18 protein-coding genes are annotated in these 21,901 nt (G+C 38.9%); 7 read left to right on the top strand and 11 right to left on the bottom strand.

The genetic code is table 11. The features are described from left to right. Window positions 1-310 precede the first annotated feature (310 nt). Window positions 311-1,240, bottom strand: a complete 930-nt coding sequence (locus BN985_RS04235; RefSeq protein ID WP_042221299.1) for a DUF1002 domain-containing protein — start codon at window positions 1,238-1,240, stop codon at window positions 311-313. Window positions 1,241-1,505: 265 nt separating this feature from the next. On the opposite strand from BN985_RS04235, the gene BN985_RS04230 reads away from it, so the two are divergent. From BN985_RS04230 to BN985_RS04220, 3 genes are all read left to right on the top strand, one after another. Continuing rightward, window positions 1,506-2,711 (top strand): MFS transporter, encoded by a 1,206-nt coding sequence (locus tag BN985_RS04230; RefSeq protein ID WP_042221298.1) that lies wholly within the window; start codon window positions 1,506-1,508, stop codon window positions 2,709-2,711. 270 nt (window positions 2,712-2,981) lie between these two features. Continuing rightward, window positions 2,982-4,334, top strand: coding sequence for an MATE family efflux transporter (locus tag BN985_RS04225; protein ID WP_042221297.1), 1,353 nt, complete (start codon window positions 2,982-2,984; stop codon window positions 4,332-4,334). A gap of 103 nt (window positions 4,335-4,437) precedes the next feature. Continuing rightward, window positions 4,438-4,683, top strand: a complete 246-nt coding sequence (locus tag BN985_RS04220; RefSeq protein WP_042221296.1) for a DUF1450 domain-containing protein — start codon at window positions 4,438-4,440, stop codon at window positions 4,681-4,683. Between the two features lie 88 nt (window positions 4,684-4,771). On the opposite strand, the gene BN985_RS04215 is transcribed toward BN985_RS04220, so the two are convergent. The 8 genes from BN985_RS04215 to BN985_RS04180 all read right to left on the bottom strand — a co-directional run bounded on the left by BN985_RS04215 (window position 4,772) and on the right by BN985_RS04180 (window position 12,649). After that, window positions 4,772-5,941 carry an iron-containing alcohol dehydrogenase gene (locus BN985_RS04215; protein ID WP_042221294.1) on the bottom strand — a complete coding sequence of 390 codons (1,170 nt, stop codon included), beginning with the start codon at window positions 5,939-5,941 and terminating at the stop codon, window positions 4,772-4,774. 12 nt (window positions 5,942-5,953) lie between these two features. Continuing rightward, window positions 5,954-6,334, bottom strand: a complete 381-nt coding sequence (locus BN985_RS04210) for a RidA family protein (RefSeq protein WP_042221293.1) — start codon at window positions 6,332-6,334, stop codon at window positions 5,954-5,956. A gap of 58 nt (window positions 6,335-6,392) precedes the next feature. Next, window positions 6,393-7,022, bottom strand: coding sequence for a lysozyme family protein (locus BN985_RS04205; RefSeq protein WP_042221292.1), 630 nt, complete (start codon window positions 7,020-7,022; stop codon window positions 6,393-6,395). Next, window positions 7,019-7,447: a hypothetical protein gene (locus BN985_RS04200; protein ID WP_042221290.1), complete on the bottom strand. Its 429-nt coding sequence runs from the start codon at window positions 7,445-7,447 to the stop codon at window positions 7,019-7,021. Before BN985_RS04200 ends, BN985_RS04205 begins: the two co-directional genes overlap by 4 nt. Window positions 7,448-7,449: 2 nt before the next feature. Next, on the bottom strand, window positions 7,450-8,799 hold the full coding sequence (locus tag BN985_RS04195; RefSeq protein ID WP_042221289.1) for an MATE family efflux transporter: 1,350 nt from the start codon (window positions 8,797-8,799) through the stop codon (window positions 7,450-7,452). Window positions 8,800-8,964: 165 nt separating this feature from the next. Then, entirely contained in the window at window positions 8,965-10,968 is a 2,004-nt protein-coding gene (locus BN985_RS04190; protein WP_042221288.1) for a TRAP transporter permease, read from the bottom strand. Further along, complete coding sequence (locus BN985_RS04185) at window positions 10,961-11,488, bottom strand: DUF1850 domain-containing protein (RefSeq protein ID WP_052360603.1); 528 nt, start codon at window positions 11,486-11,488, stop codon at window positions 10,961-10,963. Before BN985_RS04185 ends, BN985_RS04190 begins: the two co-directional genes overlap by 8 nt. A 159-nt stretch (window positions 11,489-11,647) precedes the next feature. Continuing rightward, window positions 11,648-12,649, bottom strand: a complete 1,002-nt coding sequence (locus tag BN985_RS04180) for a TAXI family TRAP transporter solute-binding subunit (RefSeq protein ID WP_042221285.1) — start codon at window positions 12,647-12,649, stop codon at window positions 11,648-11,650. A gap of 303 nt (window positions 12,650-12,952) precedes the next feature. Between BN985_RS04180 and BN985_RS04175 the strand changes: the two genes are divergently transcribed. The 3 genes from BN985_RS04175 (at window position 12,953) to BN985_RS04165 (ending at window position 17,191) form a co-directional block, all read left to right on the top strand. After that, window positions 12,953-14,569: a long-chain fatty acid--CoA ligase gene (locus tag BN985_RS04175; RefSeq protein WP_042221284.1), complete on the top strand. Its 1,617-nt coding sequence runs from the start codon at window positions 12,953-12,955 to the stop codon at window positions 14,567-14,569. 502 nt (window positions 14,570-15,071) lie between these two features. Further along, window positions 15,072-15,890: a serine hydrolase gene (locus BN985_RS04170; protein ID WP_156960071.1), complete on the top strand. Its 819-nt coding sequence runs from the start codon at window positions 15,072-15,074 to the stop codon at window positions 15,888-15,890. A gap of 14 nt (window positions 15,891-15,904) precedes the next feature. Then, entirely contained in the window at window positions 15,905-17,191 is a 1,287-nt protein-coding gene (locus tag BN985_RS04165; RefSeq protein WP_042221282.1) for a hypothetical protein, read from the top strand. An 18-nt stretch (window positions 17,192-17,209) separates the two neighbouring features. On the opposite strand, the gene BN985_RS04160 is transcribed toward BN985_RS04165, so the two are convergent. Further along, window positions 17,210-17,536: a hypothetical protein gene (locus BN985_RS04160; protein ID WP_042221281.1), complete on the bottom strand. Its 327-nt coding sequence runs from the start codon at window positions 17,534-17,536 to the stop codon at window positions 17,210-17,212. A gap of 168 nt (window positions 17,537-17,704) precedes the next feature. Continuing rightward, window positions 17,705-20,881: a DEAD/DEAH box helicase gene (locus BN985_RS04155; RefSeq protein WP_042221280.1), complete on the bottom strand. Its 3,177-nt coding sequence runs from the start codon at window positions 20,879-20,881 to the stop codon at window positions 17,705-17,707. A 241-nt stretch (window positions 20,882-21,122) separates the two neighbouring features. On the opposite strand from BN985_RS04155, the gene BN985_RS04150 reads away from it, so the two are divergent. Continuing rightward, entirely contained in the window at window positions 21,123-21,887 is a 765-nt protein-coding gene (locus tag BN985_RS04150) for an ABC transporter ATP-binding protein (RefSeq protein ID WP_042221279.1), read from the top strand. Window positions 21,888-21,901: the final 14 nt, after the last annotated feature.

Raw genomic sequence — 21,901 nt, 5'->3', positions numbered from 1 at the left:
ACAGGGGAAAGGCCAATGCAGTTACAAGACTTTTAAGAGTCTATTACAAGCATTACCAAAACTAGCCTTAAATATTACAAATATAATAGATTTGTGACAAAAAGCCTATTTTAACTAGTTTTATTACAACACATGGACAAAATAGCCTATATATTACAGTGTTATGGTGCTCAATCCACAAAAAAACCCTATAGATCAGTTTACAAAAACTGATCTATAGGGTTTTTTGATAGTTATTATAAAGCGAAACTTCAATCAGTGGGGGTTTTTCGTTCTTCCCCCCACTAATTGTTAGTTGCACCGGGATACATTAATTAAACAAACCTTTAATCATATTGCTAAGAGATTGGAAGATTTCTCGGAAAAAGTTTCCTACCTTCTCCCAAAAACCTTCATCCAGCCCAAGTTCATTAGCTTTATCTTTAATTGTAGAGGCAATGTCCTCCAATTGATTTCTAACCTGATCAAAATTAATATTAAGATCACGCATTCTATTAAAGAGATCAACAAGCATTTGTCTGTCTGCTTCACTTAGCGATATTTCTAGTTTATTTAACTGCTCTTGCACAATTTGTTCGACTTCCTCTTTGGTTGCGGGATTTTGTTCTGCAATCATCTTCTTAATTTCGGCCAATAATTCACTTACCTTCTCCTGATCCATTCCTTCTTTTTCCGCAAGGTCTGTTGCAACATCAAGTTCATCACTTGCCAGTTCCATTCTTTCCTTATCGAGTTCTTCTCCCTCAACATCATATGCTTTATAAATACCTGTCAAAGCTGAATGTCCACTAACCTTTACAGGGGAGGCAACATCTACTGTGGCATTCTCTACTCCAGCTGTTAGCAGAGCATTAGCATACATTTCCTTTGTTACTTTCGTTATGTTCTCTGGCGTTACAATGTTTATCGTCAGCCCATTTCCTTCCTCTTGTCGCACTATTTTAGCACTTGAATACATATTAGAGTGCACATCACCGTTAATATACTTTGCGATGTCCTCTCCTGTTACATTGTATTCTTGTACTGCTGTGGCATCTGCAACCTTAAGTAAGTTACGAACCTCTTCTCTTTGTGAATCTGATAAGGTATCACCATATACGACAATTGGAGCTCCAAGCTTTTCATTAATACTATCTGAATCACTGGCATCACTGTCTGCCATTATCTGTATCGAAGTTCCAAGCATGAATATCGCTATAAGCATTAAAGTAAATACTTTTTTAATCATATGTTTCCTCATTTTCGTTTCTCCTTTTTGTTGAAATATAAGAAAGGGATCTAAGCTTTTCTACAGCTTATGCTTGTCCATTCGTCATTATCCCTCTTTACTATAATACCTTTTTCAGTTATAAATGCATACTGTTGTTTTATTAAAAAAGGGGCAAATAACTTTAACCAAATGTAAATTTACGATATATTTAGGGTAGCGAAATACTTTTAGAAAGAAGGGCTTTATAATCATAGATCAGAATCAAAATAGCTTAGTAAAGCGAAACTTAGTAATCATGTGGTTGGCCAATTTTTTTATTGCCGGAAGTATCACAATGGTTCTGCCGTTTATTTCTTTATATATAGAATCGATGGGGAATTTCTCTGATTCTTATGTGCAAAATTGGTCAGGTTGGATTTTTGCAGTTACGTTTGTATCTGCTTTTCTCTTTTCACCGATTTGGGGGAGAATTGGTGATAAATATGGCAGAAAACGAATTCTCATTATATTAGCCATCGGTTTAGGTTTATCAGTATTTTTAATGGGCTATGCCACAACGGTTTGGCAGCTTTTTTTATTGCGTCTGTTTATGGGTATCGTAACCGGATTTATTCCCATGTCACAGGCATTCATATCTACACAGACACCAAAAGAGGTTGCAGGAAAAGTCTTAGGAACCCTACAGACGGGAAGTATTACTGGAACGTTGATGGGTCCATTACTCGGTGGGGTTCTAGCTGATGCTTTTGGTTATGCAAGCACATTTAAATGGGTGTCAGTAACCGTATTTCTTTCTGCTGTTATCGTTTTCTTTGGTATTAAAGAATTAAATGTAAAGCTTTCGGATGATGAATTAGACTATAAATCATATTCTAGTAAAGAAGTTATGCTGCACATTTTAAGAAAGCCGGTATTACTCATTGTAATGTTGGTCTCCGTTCTTGTGCAGATAGCACATTTTAGCATCCAACCAATACTTTCCTTGTTTGTTGCTGACATACATGGACCTGCAAGTATAGCCTTCTTTTCCGGTATGGCTTTTTCGGCTGCTGGTCTAGGAAACTTATTAATGGCAAGACGTTGGGGAAGATTGGGTGATCGAATTGGTTATATAAAAATTTTAATCATCCTATTATTTATGGCTGGAATAGTCTATTTACCTGGTGCATTTGTTACGAATATTTGGCAGCTTGTCGTATTAAGATTTTTGCTTGGAATCGCAATTGGCGGAATAATACCAGTACGCATTGCATATATAAGGCAGGAAGCACCACTTTCCATGCAAGGGGAAGTTCTTGGCTATAATACGAGCCTTCGATTTCTTGGCAACATTATCGGCCCTGCACTTGGTGGAGCACTTTCTGGGTATTTTGGATTTTCGTCTGTCTTCTTTGTAACAAGTGTATTGTTGCTCATTAGTGGTGTTATAATGTTAGTTACATGGTACAAATATGAATATAGCGGGAAACAAAGTAGTGCCTTATCTACTTCTCGCCACTAACGACAAATGAATTTAATTAATAAAGCATGGTGCTCTAAACACCTCAAGGAGCTTTTTCCTCTTTGAGGTGTTTTTCATTGTAACTGCGATAAAGTAAAACTTCAATCAGTGGGGGTTTTCAATATCCCCCACTGATTGTTAGTTGAACAAATCGGGCTGTTAGCGTTTGGTTACTCCGGGATAAAATTTTTATTTTAGAGAAGTTTTCCTAATCAAAATATAATATACTATTAACTTAACGAGTTATTTAGAAAGGAAAGAAGGAATTAAATGAAAGAAAATAATACAAAACAACTTACACTATTCGCTTTAACCTGGCCTATTTTCGTTGAGATTTTATTACATATGCTGATGGGAAATGCCGACACACTAATGCTCAGTCAGTATTCAGATAAAGCTGTAGCAGCTGTTGGGGTATCAAATCAAATACTTTCTGTCGTTATAGTAATGTTCGGTTTTGTCGCACAAGGTGCAGCAATCCTTATTGCACAAAATCTAGGAGCAAATCGGAGCAAGCAAGCTGGAGAAATTTCTGTTTTATCCATCAGCTTGAATCTCTGGTTTTCTCTTCTATTAAGTGTTGCATTATTCTTTGGCGCGAAAGGTATTTTACGTATCATGGACCTTCCTAGTGAAATTATGGGTGAAGCTACAGCCTATATGCAAATTGTCGGAGGGCTGATTTTTGTTCAAGCACTCATTATGACGACAGGCGCCATTTTACGAAGCTATGGACATACGAAAGATACGATGATGGTCACCATTGGAATGAATATTGTAAATGTTATAGGGAATTATTTCGTTATTTTTGGACCGTTCGGCCTTCCTGTTTTCGGCGTAGAAGGAGTCGCCTTCTCTACTGCCATCAGCCGTTTTTTCGGTTTCATTGTTTTATTACTGCTCCTTATTAAACGAACAAAAGGTGAGCTAGATTTTTCGCGTTTTCTTCATTATCCGAAACAGCATGTTAAAGGTTTACTTCAAATCGGTATACCATCAGCTGGTGAACAGCTTTCCTATAATGCCAGCCAGATGGTTATCACATACTTTGTGGCACAGATGGGCACCATTGCTATAACAACAAAGGTGTATGCCCAGAACATTATGATGTTTATCTTTCTCTTTTCCATTGCAATTGGTCAAGGGACACAGATATTAATTGGCCACATGATCGGGGCAGGTAAAATAGAGGATGCCTATGAACGGGCCATAAAAAGCTTACGAATTTCTATTTTTATTTCTCTCGGTACGGCGGGACTAGTCTATTTGTTACACGGCCAGTTACTCGGCATTTTTACAGACAATCCAACTATACTAGAAACGGGCGCCTTTTTATTACTCATGACTGTTATCCTGGAACCTGGAAGGGCATTTAATTTAGTGATGATCAGCTCATTAAGGGCTGCTGGAGATGTGAAATTCCCCGTTTATATCGGTATTGCTTCCATGTGGGGAATTAGCGTAACGTTTGCCTGGTTTTTCGGAATCTTTTTAGACCTTGGCCTTATCGGAATCTGGATTGCATTTATTGCAGATGAATGGCTAAGAGGCATTTTCATGTTAAGGAGATGGCGAAAACGCCACTGGGTTTCGATGAGTTTTGTCGATCGGACAGAGCAATAGAGCATGCATTACAAAACCAAAAGATTGATTTCTTTTAGAATATATGCTAAAACTAACAGAGTCCTATATTAGGATTGAATTTCAATAGAAAGTACGTGATCGTATGGGTATAGTCGTCGTCGAGGTATGTGACGGAAATGCAATCACTACAATTAATATAGAGGAAATCTTAGAAAAAGAATTTCCAGAAGTGGCCGTTTTGATGAACGAATGTTTATCTTTTTGCGGTTTGTGCAGAGTAAAACCATATGCACTTATTAATAACAGACGCATTTTCGGTAACACACCTGAAGAATGTTTAGATAAAATAAGAGTAGCAATAAAAGAAGAACTGGCTGTATATCAATAACAGCCAGTTCTTCTTTTTATTTCAAGGTATGTTCTTTCTAAAAACACATTCTGACAAATCAATTTCCCGGGAAATATTTCGTCGGATTTTATAAGCTAGCCTTATAAATTTCGACAGCATCCTCTTTTGTTAACTTTTTAAAGTTACCAAATTCCGGACTTGCCACAACGGTTTTTTCTGCCATATCCTGAACACTGCTTTCCTCAATGTCATAATCTGCAAGGGTTGATGGTGCTCCTATACTATTCCAAAAGGCTCTTAATTGATCAATACCTTCTAAAGCAATTTCCCTGTCAGACTTTCCATCTGTGTCTACATTAAACACCCGGACTGCTAACTGCTTGAAGCGGCCTTCGTTTTTCTCATCCATCACATGCTTCATCCAGTTTGGAAATAAGATAGCCAATCCACCTCCATGTGGAATGTCATGTACTGCTGACACGGCATGCTCAAGATTATGTGATGCCCAATCTCCCCGGAAGCCCATGCTCAACATATCGTTCAAAGCAAGTGTTCCACTTAGCATGATTGTTTCACGGTATTCATAATTATCCATGTCCTCTAACAGTTTCGGCGCAGTTTCAATTACTGTTAACAGTAACGATTCACAGAATCTGTCCTGAATTGGTGTGTTTTTTGTTTGATGGAAATAATGTTCAAGCACATGTGACATCATATCGACTATTCCATAAACAGTTTGGTCTCGCGGAACGGAATAAGTATGTGCTGGATCCAAAATAGAAAACTTCGGACTTGTATATGGAGAGCCCCAACCGTGTTTTTCGTTAGTCTCCCAATTGGTAATAACAGAACCACGATTCATTTCCGATCCTGTTGCTGCCAAAGTAAGAACTGTACCAAAAGGCAATGCATCTGTTGCATGTTCCTTTTTAGTCACAATATCCCACATATCGGTATCTGTTTTAGCACCTGTTGCAATAGCCTTTGTACAATCTATCGTGCTTCCACCACCAATTGCTAGTAGAAATTCTATTCCTTCTTCCTTACAAATTTCCACACCTTTGCGAACAGTAGAAATCCTTGGATTAGGCTCTACGCCAGGTAATTCAAATACTTCTGCATCAATCTCATCAAGCTTTGTTAAAACGTTGTCGTAGATTCCATTACGCTTAATGCTACCCCCACCATAGACAATTAGCACTTTTTTGCCATATTGTGCGACTTCGTTTGGTAGTACATCAAGCTGTCCTCTACCAAATATTAATTTCGTTGGGTTATGATACGTAAAGTTTTCCAAATTTATAACCTCCTATTTTTTGCTATAAACGACCGCATCCATCTCGACAAGAACGTCCTTTGGCAGACGACTAACCTCGACAGTAGCTCTTGCTGGATAAGGCTCAGTTAAATATTTTCCGTATATTTCATTTACCGTCGCAAAATCATCCATGCTTTGTAAATATATCGTGAATTTCACAACATCTTTGAATGTAGTCTCTGCTTCCTCTAGTATAGCGTTTAAGTTTTGCAAAACTTGTTCTGTTTGTTTCTCAATACCTTTTACTACTTCTCCTGTTGAAGGGTTAATTGGAATCTGACCTGAAATATAGATAAAGTCACCAGCTTCTATCGCCTGTGAATAAGGTCCGATTGCTTCAGGTGCCTTACTCGTAAATATAGCCTTCCCCATAAATATTGCCTCCTTAGAATACAAGTTTTTGTTCCTTGTCTGTTCATCATATCATGTTTTACTGGGCCTCTGCCTTTATGACGTCTCGATAACTCATAACGGCCTCCACATAATAAATGTCTCCATAGCATGCATCCAACTCACGCGAACCTTCACGTAAACACCTGTATTTTTCTTTATTTGGATCACGTTCATACATATATTGAGAGAAGTTAATGGCCGTTTCTTGAGAAAATTCACCTGACCGTTCCTCTACATAATCGATAAAACCCCTACCAAAGTTATAGGATTGAACAGCAAGCTTTACGTCTCCATCTGCTTTCTCTAATGTTTCGGAAAAATAAGAAACACCTTGTTCAATTGAGAGCTCTGGGTCCCCTATGCAATTCCTCTCTCCACAATAACTTTCAGAGGCCTGCATTGGGTCACGTCCTCTACCTCCGGATTCCTGCATCATGATTGCCAAAATCACTTCCATATAGCTTGCGACCCCATACTCTTCTGCATACATTTCAACCAATGGCTTATACTGTCTGACTTCCTCACTAACTTCAGGGCCATTACTAATTTCCGTTATATCGTTGTTCTCACTTGTTAATAAAGAGAGGATAATGAATACACCACTAAGCATGAGGAATAAAATTACCGTATTCTTAATCGCTGTTATATGGCGTTTTTTATTTTTCATAAAGTCGGCCTTCCTAGAAAGCGAAAGAGCATGCCTACTACCACTCCGTACAGCGCATGTCCGACCAGCCAATAAAATATTGCGGTCAAATCTATCAAGTCTGGTGTGCGCGAAGATAAAGCTGTAGTACCGTAAAGTAATAATCCAATAATAGTATTTGCAATAATATAAGGAAGCACGCTATATTGCATTTCCCACTTTTTGAAAATAGTGTACAAAACACAAACTAGAATAACGGACACGACGAGATGTAACAAAAATTCCGTTAAACCATGCATGTTCCATTCCTTCAATACCGGTATATAATCAACATTCATCAATAATGTATATACTTTTATAGCAGTTATTTTTTGTACGAGCCATAAAAATAATCCTAAAAAAATTCCAGGTATAATTCCAGTTAAAACGATAGATAGACGTTTCATATTTATCCTCCATGCTTTTTCTTAAACAATTCCTTCTTCCGCCATTTACCAAACCGATAGTATAAATAAGCAATTAGGCTACTGACTAGAAAACTGCTTCCCATTCCAATTGCAATACCAGTGTCTCCAAACAGCCCTGAAAAGATGGCTGTCAATGGATAGCGTAAAACCCAGAAGGATAAAATGTTTAATACTAGTACCTGATACATTGCGCCTGCCGCACGCACGATACCATTCAAAATAAAATTAATACCAAGAAATGGATAACAAAAGGCGATAATTTGTAAATACTTTGTACCAAAAGCAATTGACTGTTCGTCTTTAATAAATAAATGAATACCAAAATCAGCTAATAGAAATACAAAGAACCCTACTATAAGCATCACTGTGAAATTATATAAAACGCCGTACTTTGCAATTTGTTTCACTCTGTCCCAGTTGCCAGCGCCGATATTCTGCCCTGCCATACTACTAACAGACGTACCGAGCGCATGGGCAGGTAGCATAAGAAGACTATCGAGCCTTTGTGCAGCACTAAACCCTGCTACGACATTTGAGCTAAACCCTGTTACGACACTCATAATTGCTGCTACCCCAGCAGAAATAACCGCCATTTGTAACCCAGAAGGAATGCCCAAGTTTAAAATAAGCTTTATTTCTTGCCAGTTCGGAAATGTAGGGATTGTAAATGGCGCTAGCCTACGGTGTAAAATGAAAGCCATCCCGACAATAAAGGAAGTCCCTTGAGATATAATGGTTGCATATGCTGCCCCTTGAACACCAAAATTAAAAACACTAATAAATAATGGATCTAGAACAACATTCAGACATACTGCGGTTACGACAAACAATAGAGGCGTTTTACTATCCCCTAAAGAACGCAATACTGTACTGATAAAATTGTAGCCAAATAAAAACAGGATCCCAAGAAAATTAATTCGTAGATAGCTTGCAGCCAATTCCTTCATTTCTTCGGGAGTGCCCAAAATGGCAAGTAACCAATCTGTCAGGAAAAAGCCTGCAATTCCCAAACCCATTGATAGAAATGTTAATAACACAACAAAAGCATTGAGATACTTTTTTAAGCCTGTAGAATGACTCTTACCTTTTTGCTGAGATAAAATGGTTAGCGCAGCGTTATTCATCCCAATAACAAAGGATAATACCGTAAATACAATGGTACTGGATACTGCGACTGCCCCGAGCGCATTAGCTCCGAGTAAATTCCCTACCCATAAGCTGTCTACAACCTGATAAGATGTTTGTAGAAGATTTGTTAGCATGATAGGACCCGAGAAAAAAATGAGCTGTTTTAATATATTTCCACTTGTAAAATCATGCTGTTTCTTCATCCTTCTTCCTTCTTCCCAATTTGTTTCCGTCTTCTTTCCCATTTCGTATCTATTTTACTATAAATTGCGCAGCAACAGTAAAGTTAAAGGAACACGATAGCACAAAAAAGGCGACCGGTACATGCAACCGGCCACCTTTTCTATTTAAATACTGTTTGGTATAGATCAACCACTAACTTGCTCTTTTTCCCCTGACTGATTTCCTTTTTTCCAAACAAGCTGTAAGACAATCATGACAATAAATGCACCTAGTCCGAATAGGTCTGTATTCCCTTCTGGATAGATAAGAAATAACCCGATTGCTACAGATACAATTCGTAGCGTCCAATGCAATTTACGGTACCAGAAGCCTATTAAACCTGCCCCTATAGCAATCATTCCACTAATTGCGGTAAACAATATCCAGATAATTTCCCAGAAATGAGTGTCAATCATTAAGAGCTGTGGCTGTAGTACGAACATATACGGAATAATAAATGCACCTATTGCTAGCTTTGATGCATTTCCTCCTGTTCTAATTGGTTCCCCACCAGATATACCCGTTGCAGCAAAGGCTGCAAGTGCTACCGGCGGGGTGATATCAGCCACGATGCCGAAATAGAATACAAACATATGACCAGCTAAAACAGGAATTGCTACCTCGAGCTGATCATTCAACGCCAAGATTGCAGGCAATGCAATCGTGGAAGTGATGATATAGTTCGCTGTCGTTGGTGAGCCCATTCCTAAAATGATTGAAGCGATCATCGTAAAGAAAAGTGTCAACAACAATTGAGTGTTGGCTGAGCTTGCAATAGAACCCGCGACATCTACAAGGCTGTTTCCAAGCTTTAAACCAAGTCCTGTTTTGGTCACGACCCCAACAATAATCCCTGCGCACGCAGTCGCTGCAGCCACTCCTAGAGCTGTTCTAGCACCAGATGTCAGTGCAAGCACAAATTTTGCCGGGGTAATCCGAGTATCTGCTCTAAACAAACTTACAATAACGGTAATTAAAATTCCCAACAGAGCTGTTCGCTCTATACTATAACCTTGGAACAAAAGAAGAACAATTGCCACAATCGGCAAGAGCAAATGTATTTTTTTCAATACAGATCTCTTACTCGGAATCTGGTCTTTAGGCAACCCATGTAACCCCACTCGTTTTGCTTCCAAATGAGTCATAATCCAAATTCCGGAGAAATAAAGAATGGCTGGAATCGTTGCAGCCTTGGCAATTTCCCAATAGCCAACACCAGCAAACTCTATCATCAAGAATGCAGCTGCTCCCATTATAGGCGGCATAATTTGTCCACCAGTGGAAGATGCAGCTTCTACTGCTCCCGCAAAATTTGGTCGGTAACCAAGCTTTTTCATCATAGGTATCGTATAAGAACCTGTCGTAACAGTATTTGCTACAGAGCTCCCGGAAATCGTACCATTTAACGCACTGGAAAAGATGGCAACCTTCGCAGGTCCGCCTGTACGCCTTCCAGCTAAAGCAATGGCAAGGTCGTTAAAATAATTCCCTACACCTGTCTGCACTAGAAAGGCTCCAAATAATAGGAATAAGAAAATATACGTGGAGGATACCTGTAACGGGGTACCTAGTATACCTTCTGTTGTAAAGAACATCGAACCAATTAACTGTTCAAGTGATAGACCACGGTGCGCCAGTCCCCCTGGCATGTTTGGACCAATTAACGCATAGGAAAGAAATAGAATTGCAATGATGGTAATTGGGAGTCCTACAGCTCTTCTTGTCGCCTCTAACACAAGGAGTATAGCAATTCCACCAATTATAACTTGAACCTGATCTATGCCACCAATCTGCTGAACTAACGTGTCATAATAAACTGGCCAGTACCCACAAACAATAATGGATAATAAAATGAGTATATAATCATACCAAGCAACCTTCTTCTTATTTCCCTTTTTCTTACTGGCTGGAAACAGAAGAAAGATTAACGTTAGTGCAAAGCCTAAGTGAACGGTTCGCTGAATATAAGCCGTATATTGCCCGAATGCCCCTGTGTAAAGCTGAAATAGGGAGAATGCAAGCAGCCCAAAGAAAACAACTTTTGCTGCTACTCCAGTTAGTTTTCTAGTGTTTGATTCTGCGTCATATTTTTGCAACAATTCTTCTTGTCTTGCTGCTTCTGTTTGGTTTTCTTTCGTTGAATCACTCATGGATTCTCACTCCTTTCATAGATTGCCATAGTGAGAGGTTCTCAATCTTTAATTTAAACCATGCTCCCGGTTCAAAATACTTGTTAAAATAAACGAGGTGTTCGTCATTTTCTCCCCATACAAGGCGGTTTTCTGAAACCGTTTTACCATTTCTCACATTCAAAGAAGGAAAGAAGTTATCAAGCTCCGTTATATGGTACTTCCCGTCCTCATAACGAAACGTTTCCCCTTCTTGAGCATTGGATGGCATTCCAATTCCAAACTCTTCGTAAACAATTTCATATTGTTTGATATCATGGTTATTCGTAATAATGTATTTTTCAACAACATCGGTCAGGTGTATGGAGTGTGTAAAAATGATTTGAAAGGTGTCCCTTTCCTTTATGGGAAGAAAGGCTTCAATCTTGTCTGTATTTTCCTTATAAAATACAAGTGCTGTCCGGAAAGGAACGAATAGTAGTAGAAAAATAATTGTGAGAAAAATAATTAGAATTGAAACTTTTAATTTTTTGCGTTTCATCATGCCACCTGAAATCGCTATGAAAAGCTTAGAGCACTCCAAGCTAAACATCAGCTAAAATTTATCCCATATAACGTAAAAAGGGAGCGACCGACAGCAACTCCTGACTAAAGGACTCACAGTCGGCCACTCGTCATAAAGTAAACTTTATGAAATGCCTTACTCTGCACTTACTCCTACTTCATCAAAGTATTTCTGTGCACCTGGATGAATATCAATCCCAATACCATCTAGTGCGGAATCCGTTGTAATAAACTCAGCTTTAGCGTGAGCCATTCCATCTGAATTCTCGTAAATCGCTTTCGTAATATCGTAAACAGCATCCTCAGATAGAGAATCTGAAACTGCAAGCATTGCCAATACTGCTACGGTGTTAACATCTTCAGACTGTCCACTATATGTGTCAGCTGGAACTGTATCTGCAGCATAGTATGGATACTTTTCTACAAGTTCATCGACTTTATCTTGTGAAATTGTAACAATGCTAACATCAACAGTAGCTGCAAGTCCTTCTACAGCACCAGTCGGTGTTCCTGATGTAATAAATGCTGCATCGATGTTACCATCTTGAATTCCACCAGTGGATTCACCAAAGTCAAGGTTCTGTGCATCAATGTCATCAATTGTCATACCATGAATCTCAAGAATTTGTTCAGCATTTACGTACGTACCTGAACCAGGTGCCCCTACAGAAACAGTTTTACCTGCAAGGTCCTCAACAGACTCAATTCCAGAGTCAGCAGTTGTTACAATTTGAATCGTCTCAGGATATAAGGAACCGATTGCTTGAACGTTATCAACAGGGTTCCCGTCAAAAGAATTAATACCTTCAATTGCATTTGCAGCCACATCTGTTTGCGTAAAAGCAAGTTCAGAGTCGCCATTTTGAAGTGCAGCCATGTTGTCAGCAGAAGCGTTTGAAGTTACCGCATCTGTTTCCATACCTGTTTCGTCTGAGATGATCTTGGCCATCTCGCCACCAAGTGGGTAATATGTACCACTTGAGCCACCTGTTAGCATTTGTAAAAACTCAGGTGTTTCTCCACCTTCAGCGGAATCACCATCGCCATTTCCGCCTTCATCATCTCCACCACAAGCTGCTAAGAACAAGGCAAGTACTAAAAGCATAGCAAATGAAAATAGATAGTTTTTCTTTTTCATACAAAATCCCCCTTATACTCTATATTGAATTATATTTTACATTTGAATCTATAAAGTTGTCAAACTCTTCCCAACTCGGAGACTTTTTTCCTTACTTTACGATTGGCTTTCTAAGTAGGTTTGTCACCTTTCACGCCCCCTATTTCCTTCCAGTAATTTCTATTAAATTTTAAAACTAGAATTCACATTATTAGTACATTTGTACCTCACTACATATCTTTTCTTTATATAATTATTATTATTTTTATAATATTATGATATATTTAACGAAGTACTATAACACTTTTAAGGAGTTGATGAGAAATGATGCACGTCCCGATGACTGTTGGAGCTATGATGGAGCATGCAGAGAAATTTTTTCCTAACAAACTGGTGCACTCCCAGACACATGACAAGCTACATTCGTTAACTTACAGAGAGATTGGCGAAAGGGTAAGAAGATTAATGAGCGTCTTTACAGAACTTGGAGCTAAGAAAAGAGATAAAATTGGAACACTTGCCTGGAACCACCACCGTCACTTAGAAATTTACTTTGCTGCCCCTGGTATGAATGCAGTACTGCACACTATTAATATCCGCCTCACCCCAGAACATATCATCTACATCATTAATCATGCAGAGGACAAAATCTTATTAATTGATGAAGATATCCTTCCACTTATTGAACGAATAAAAGATCAGTTAACTACCGTAGAAGCCTTTATTGTAATGACTGATAAACAAGAACTTCCTGATTCATCCCTACACCCATTGTACTCCTATGAAGAATTACTCAGTACCGGCGATGCCACATTTCCTTTCTCGAAAGAAATCGATGAGAATGACCCTGCTGGCATGTGCTACACATCAGCAACAACTGGCAAGCCAAAAGGTGTCACTTATTCTCACAGAGGGATTGTGCTACACAGCTTAGCACTAGGTTTAGCAGACTCAGCAGCAATATCTGAATCTGATGTATCCATGCCTGTTGTACCACAATTTCATGTTAATGCATGGGGGACCCCATTCGCTTGTACCTGGTTCGGAGCAACACAGGTGCTGCCTGGCCCCCATTTCACACCAAAGAGATTAGCAACTTTTATAGAGAAGTTTCAGGTGACGATTTCAGCTGGTGTGCCAACAATTTGGATCGCCCTCCTACAAGAGTTAGAGGCTGGAAAATATGACACTTCCAGTTTAAGAGCAGTACTATGTGGAGGGTCTGCAGCGCCGTTTGGATTAATTCGTGCCTTTGAAGAGAAGTATAATATTCCTTTCTATCATGCATATGGAGCTACTGAGACAACACCGCTCGCTACCATTTCACGTTTAAAAAGCTACCAGCAAGAGCTTAGTCAGGAGGAGAAAATAAAAGAGCGATCAAGACAAGGTATTCTTGTCCCAGGTCTTGAAATGAAGGTAATAGGTAAAACAGGAGATATTGCATGGAATGACGAGGAAATGGGCGAATTGCTTTTACGCGGAAACTGGATAGCAAGTGAATATTATAAGGATAACCGCAGCGAACAAGCCTTTCGTGATGGCTGGTTCCACACAGGGGATGTCGTCACGGTTGATAAAGAAGGAACTATAAAAATAGTTGACCGTACGAAAGACTTAATTAAAAGTGGTGGAGAATGGATTTCTTCAGTTGAAATTGAAAACGCTATTATGAGTCACTCTGATGTTTTAGAAGCTAGTGTTATCGCGATTCCGGATCCAAAATGGCAGGAAAGACCAGTAGCTTGTGTGGTACTTAAGGATGGAATAAAAGAGGAAGGTACGAAGGAGAAATTACTTGCTTTCTTAGAACCACAATTCGCCAAATACTGGTTACCTGATGATATTTTATTTTTAAACGAAATCCCCAAAACTTCTGTCGGTAAATTCTTAAAACGCCAGCTTAGGGAACAGGTTAAAGAACATTACCAAATGAAGTAAAACTGCTATGATTCACACACTGCATAACTGTTTATTGTGGAGGGCCGAATGGTTATTCAACTCCTTATGTCTCATGGGTCGGATAATCTTTCGGCCTTTTTCTTCCTACGATTTTATTTCTACAAATCGACACCCTAAACGACAAAATAAATCCTTTTAGCTTTTCTTGACAATTTTTCGAAAATTCAATACTATATAACTACTTATTGATTATTGTCGCAGCTTTCATCATTTTACGTTGGCCTTAAATACCTTATATTTTTATAAAGGGTATGTTTAATAGGTAACGTTAACAGTATCGTTGTACACTTCTCTACCTGATTCAATAAAGTGAAACTTCAATCAGTGAGGGTTTCGTTCTTCCCCCACTGATTGTTAGTTAAACGAATCCGGGGTGTTAGCGTCCGTTTACTCCCTAAGACTTACGGTTTCCCTTCATGTTTTGAAGTAGGGGTCTTACGGATGGTTGCTCCGGGATAAATTTGGAAAGGATAATGATTATATGAATCTAGAAAAGCTTAAAGCATCTATCCAAAGAGAAATACACGAAGCACAGGCACAATACTCTATCTTGCTTACTTCAAGGGGGGAAAGCTTGGCTATTAATGGTGATAAAATACGTCCTGCCGCTAGTCTTGCAAAGATTCCTATTTTAATTGAGGTATGCCGCCAAATAGATAGTGGTAAGTTACATCCTGAGAAGCTCGTTTACATAGAAGAGGAACAAGTTGTAGGAGGTTCAGGTATAATCTCCTACCTTTCTAATTCCAATATATATAGTTATTTGAACTTAATTGAACTTATGATCATCGTTTCTGATAATACTGCTGCCAATATACTGCTTGATTCTGTTGGAATAGATACTGTTAACCACACCGTAGAGAAACTAGGTGCTAAAGACACTGTAATACAACGAAAATTTATGGATACAGAAGCACAGGGACTCGGACAAGAAAACTATACAACGGCTAAAGATATGATCACCTTATTGAAGGCAATAACTGAGGGACATAATTCATATATATCTAGTAAAAGCAGAGAATTTATGAAAAATATACTTGCCAAACAACAGCTAACGAATAAGCTTGCTAAGTATATACAGCCTAGTATGCCAGTATCCATTTTCCATAAGACTGGAGAACTGTGTGGTGTAGAACATGATGTCGCCCTTCTAGAGTCCAATAAAGAAAAAGTTTATATTGCCGTTCTTAGTGATCAATTACCATCTAACGCAGAAGGACAGCGCACAATAGCTCAAATAGGAAAACATGTAATCGATTACGTGATATCCAACTCAAAAACTACTCTAGCTAATTTTTAATAGGAGGGTTCGACATGAAAGCAAAAGTAGCGGTGTTTGGTCCAGCAAATACAGTCGTCAGAATCCAACATTTAAAACAAGAAGCCACCAACTACGAATTACTCCCATTTATCTATACAGAAGCAAATCAAACCCCCGACCTACTAGAGCAAGCTTTTCTATGTGATATCTTTCTTTTTACCGAGTCTATCGCCTTTCATTATGTAGAGAATAAAACAAAAAAGAGACGTCTTTCTACTATTGTAGTTCATTGCGATGAATACATTTTAACTACTGCACTTCTTCAAGCCCTATCTGAAAACCAAACTAGAAAGCGTATCTCACTAGATGGAACAACCCACGAAGTGGTTCAGCATGTCCTACCATCAATAAAAGAAGCGCAACTAGAGTTATTTCCTCTCTATGCGAAAGAATTAGCAGCTCGGAATGCTGAGAACATCCTGGAACATCACCGTAAACTTTGGGAGGAGGGCAGAATTGATTACGTGCTAACAGCATACTGCGAAATCGCGAAATGCCTCCAAAAAGAAAACATCCCGGTACGCCATATCACTATACCTGACCTTTGCTTTAAACATAATCTTGACAAGGTAGAAAAGCGTATATCATTCCACAATAATACGACTGTACAACATGTAATTGGATACTTTCGATTTAAACATCTTGAGCATTTGCCCGGTGCACTAAATGAGGTGGTTCTTTACAGAATGCAATCAAGCTTAGACGTTATCCTGCAAAAATTTGCCAAACAGCATGATGCCATTGCCTTACACAAAGATCAACATGGTTTGGTGTTAATTGGTTCCAAAAAGCTGTTACGCTATTTGAATAATCATTTTGGGAATTTCCCACTGCTTCGACAGATTGAAGAACAATTTCAGGAGCCAATTGAGATTGGCTTTGGACTTGGCTTAACACACCTTCAGGCCCAACAGAATGCCATGCTTGCATTAGAGATGACAGCTAAAGAGAAAGGAAGCGCATGCTACATCGTCAACGAAAGCCAGGTGAGTATAGGACCTGTAGGTGTAAAAAAACAAATTGACCCATCTTTCTTATATCAAGCCTTGATTCATAAAGCAAAATTGAACAATGAACTATCTTATAACTTTATTGAATTTATTAAGCTTCGAAATAATAAGCCATTTTCCTCACATGATGTGGCTAACCATTACAGCGTTACCAAGCGAAGTGCAGAACGGACTATAAATAAGTTATTAACCGCAGAGATAATTAAGGTAGCAGGAGCTGAGAAGCCATACCAAAAGGGACGTCCTAGAAAACTGTTTGCACTTTGTTAAGAGGCATTAAAGACTACGTTATTGACTTTCATAACCTTTACTCTCTGATAGTAGGGAAATTGCTTCATCGTAGTCTTCCTGCTCTACCTTGCCTTCCAATAAATGGGTGACTTCCCCATGTTCATCTCTGCTGTCCTCTGAGGTATTTATTATCCCCATTGCTCCTGCCCCTGTACTCATTGTCCCAGGAGTACCCATGCCCACGATCGGAATGAAAGCCTTACGCTTCTCCCCTTCAGGTACTTCATCAACCAACAAATTAGAAACTCGCAGTTTTTCTAGTTTAGCTTTAGCAGCTTCTGCATCGTTCTCCGATTTAAAGTATGCTACAAAGTTTTTAGTCATAGTGGCAACATCCTTTCATTTTTTATTTAACTATTCCCCCTTTTCGCCAATCTAATCAGACGTTTTAATCAACAACGCCGGATAATACGTTGTTTATTTAAAATCAAAAAAGCCAAATGATCTCGAATCCAATTCATTCGAAAAACCATTTGACTTCGGAAATACTTCCTATATGTTCAATAGTTCTCTGACATCTTGTTCACTAAGTCCAGAAAGCATTGTTTCACCAGGCTGAATCACCTGATCAATTAATTCTCGCTTCTTTTGCTGAAGATCATAAATCTTTTCTTCAATTGTGCCTTCTGCTAATAGACGGATAACCTGTACAACATTTTTTTGCCCAAACCGGTGTGCCCTACCTGTAGCTTGGTCTTCCACAGCAGGGTTCCACCACAAGTCATACAAAATAACCGTGTCAGCTCCTGTCAGGTTAAGACCCGTGCCTCCTGCTTTTAAGGAAATGAGGAATATACTTTTCTCACCATCATTAAAGCTTTCACTCATTTTCACACGTTCCTGCGAAGGGGTCTGCCCGTTTAAATAAAAGTAATCCAGGTTTTCTTTTTCTAATTGCTGAATAATAATCTCATGCATACTGGTAAATTGAGAGAATATCAGCATGCGCTTTCCATTTCCAATTGCGTTTCGAACGGTATCCATAAGTTGTTCAAGCTTTCCTGACTGCCCTTCATAGTTCTCAATAAACAAGGACGGATGACAGCATATTTGCCGTAAACGCGTTAGGCCAGCAAGGATTTTCATTCTGTTTTGCTGGAATCCATTTTCCTTCATAGACTGTGCCGCTTCGATTTGTAATTGTCTATGGTAACCGATATAGAGGTCCTTTTGTTCCTTAGTGAGCTCTGAAACGTGTACGGACTCTATTTTATCAGGCAATTCCTTTAATACATCTTTCTTTAACCTACGTAAGATAAACGGCCTTGTAATAAGGGCTATTTTATCATTAGAAAGCTGTTTAAATTCACGCTGCTTAGGCATAAGTCCTGGTAACACCACTTGAAAAATAGCCCACAACTCATCAATCGAGTTTTCAATTGGTGTCCCGCTTAACGCAAACCTTCTGCTCGCTTTGATTTCACGAATCGCTTGTGAAGTCTTGGTTACATAATTTTTAATATATTGTGCTTCATCAAGAATTAGTGTTTGGAAACTTAGATGTCTATAATACTCGATATCCTGCCGCAATGTTGCATAAGAGGTAATCCAAACATTCTTCTCTTTGTCCTCTTCCAATCGTTGTCTTCTCTCTGCTGGAGTTCCGGTTAACACAGCTACAGATAAGTTTGGCATGAATTTTTCACATTCATTTTTCCAATTGTAAACGACAGAGGAAGGTGCGACGATTAGATGTGGTACATCGCTAGGCTCTGAGGCAATATAAGCAATACTTTGTAACGTTTTACCCAAGCCCATATCATCGGCCAAAATCCCACCAAGGTGGTAATGACTAAGTGATTTAAACCATTGAAACCCTGTTTGCTGGTAGTTCCTCAGATTTGCTTGAAGTTCTTCTGGCAATGGGTAAACCTGCTCCTCTGGTGACTTAAGCTGATGTAGTAATTTTCTAAAGGAAGGATCATAGTTTTTATTTGTTTCAATTAATGCATCTACTTGAGTGCCTCTGTAAACAGGTACTTGTAAATTGCCATTATTCAAATCCCGTTTATCTACATCCATGTCTTGAAAGAATTGCTTCATGGAGCTAAATTCTTCCCCCTCTAAGGAGAGTAGCGCACCACTTTCTAACCGGTAATAACGTTTCTTTTCAATCACTGCTTGTAGAATACTTGAAACCTCGTCATCCTTGACTCCTTCTATATCAAATCCTATTTCCAAAAGATTTGAAGAGGACTCAAGCCTTACGCTTGTATTCGGCATCGGCTCACTATCCATAATAAAGCTACGGATTTCTGATGTCAGGAACAATTCCAATTGCTCATCAAGCAACGGCAAGATATAGTATAAAAACTCATAAATATCTTCTTCTGCTTCCGCCTCAATATAAAGCTCTTTACCATTATATTTAAAGTTGGCATATTCAATAAGCTGCATGATCTGCTGCTCTTTCTCCACATCCCGAATAATAATGATATCATGCTCTTCTCGGCCACCAAATGGGTCGATATAGTGGTCCCCGTAATGATATTCTAATTTACCCACAATCCAGTTGTCGTTCACTTCCAAATACATCTTCGCCCTTAATGGGACTTGAATGATTTCTTCTGTTACCTTTTCAGAGATTTCCACCTCTCCGACTTTTTTCAAGGAAGGTAATACTTCAGATAAGAAAGTATCCGCCTGCTGCTTCGTTATAGGTAATTGTAAATCAGATAATCCAAATTGGCTTACCTGCTCTACGACGGGAATTTGTTCCTTAGATGGGAAATAAAATACGCCATCCGAAAACAAGATGTGGTATCGGCGAAAGTATGTCCCACCTTGCAATTCAGGCATATTTAAAATTAATTCATTACGTTCGTTTTTTGACAAAGAAAACTCAAATGGTAACTTGCCTCGGGCTATCTCAACAGGGTGATAACTTTCCCTTCCTGTATCCACCGTAAAATCGCGATTAACTAGCTCTTCAAGCAAAGCTTTCGAGGCGAGTGGTGGAATCGTTATATATCGAACATCTTTATTACTATGACGGAGTGATATAAACTGGCTCTGTTCAGAATACATTTCCTCATTATTTATAATCTCTCGCAAAGTCTCAAAGATTGCTAAGTCCTCTTGAGGGAAGAAATGTTGATCAGGGCTGTAAGTAAACGTCTTTGTAAAATAATGTTCCTTTCCAGTCAGGACATTATTTATAAACTGATCCGCATCTTTCACAACATAAGTACGTTTTTCCCCCGCTTTCAACTCTAATTGCAGGCTATTTTCTAAGGTCCATTTACAAAAATATTGGACAAGCATCTCCTTTTTTTCCGGAAGTATGTCGTGTGTTGCTGTTGTCTGGGGCATACTCGTCAGTGCTTGTATAAAATGATTTGTTGTTTGGTAGTCATATTGCGGAATATCTGGCGGACTGTCCGTTTCTTTTTGAGAAATACTGATCAAGGTAGCTGCCACATGTTTACAGGATCCGAATGTATCAAAAGCTGGGCAATCACAATATGTATCAATTGACCCGTCTGCAAATTGGCTCATATTTATCTCTACAAAATAGTCTTCAGACCCTTTCACAGTAGCAGTCCAAACTTTGTAGTTAAGATCGTACAAGAGATCCATTACTTTTCCTTGTTTATAATATTCCAGTCCACGTTTGTATATAATGGCCGGAAAAAGCTTTTGGATGTTAATATCGCTGAAACTTTTCAAAATACTAGCAACCTACCTTCCAACGTTCTTCTTCTCTCCATTGTAAACGAGTTCCACTTGTTTTTAAACTATTCCCTTTCTTTAAGGATAGGATGACATCGCATAAACTATACCTTCTACGTTGTCTTTTTTACTCTAGCCTTCCTTACAAAACTGTAAGATACATGAAAGATAGATACATACCACCACACTTCCATTAACCTTACAATGAAATGTATAAAGATTAATGGAGGTAAGTGAAATGAATCAATCCGTACTTGATGTACATCAATTAAATAAAATTTACGGGAAAAAAAGTGAGAAACAATTCCATGCTTTAAACGGTGTTTCTTTTGCAATGACTGAGGGAGAATTTGTTGGCGTGATGGGGCCGTCTGGGGCTGGGAAAACGACACTACTTAATGTCATATCAACACTGGATACTGCCACAAACGGTTCTGTCAAAATTGCCGGAACAGACATCACTACGATGAAACAAGGGCAGTTGGCCGACTTTCGCTCAAGTCAGCTTGGCTTTATTTTTCAAGACTTTAACTTGTTGGAGAATTTAACAGTATACGAAAATATTGCCTTGCCTCTCTCCTTACAAGGTGTTTCCGTACGTAAAATCAAACCAGCTGTAGAGAGTGTCGTCGCAAAGCTGGGAATTGAGTCAATTTTGAATAAATATCCCGTCACTATCTCTGGTGGTCAAAAACAGCGTGTGGCGGCAGCTAGAGCACTGGTACATGAACCTGCGTTAATTCTAGCTGATGAACCAACTGGAGCACTTGATTCTAAAAATGCCCGGAGTCTGATGGAAACAATGGTGCACTTAAATGAGAACCATACAACTTCCATTATGCTTGTAACACATGATCCATTAAGCGCAAGTTATTGCGAACGAATCCTCTTTATACAAGACGGGAAGCTATACAAAGAAATCCACAGAAATGGAACAAGAGGCGAATTTCATCAGGACATTCTCGACGTGCTTGCACAATTTGCCTCCCCAGATTTGGGCTAAAGGGAGGAAATGAC

This window comes from Oceanobacillus manasiensis (genome assembly GCF_000724085.1).
Taxonomy (GTDB): domain Bacteria; phylum Bacillota; class Bacilli; order Bacillales; family Amphibacillaceae; genus Oceanobacillus_B; species Oceanobacillus_B manasiensis.
The sequence above is the reverse complement of the archived record's forward strand: the minus strand, read 5'-3'. Positions and strand labels throughout refer to the sequence as shown.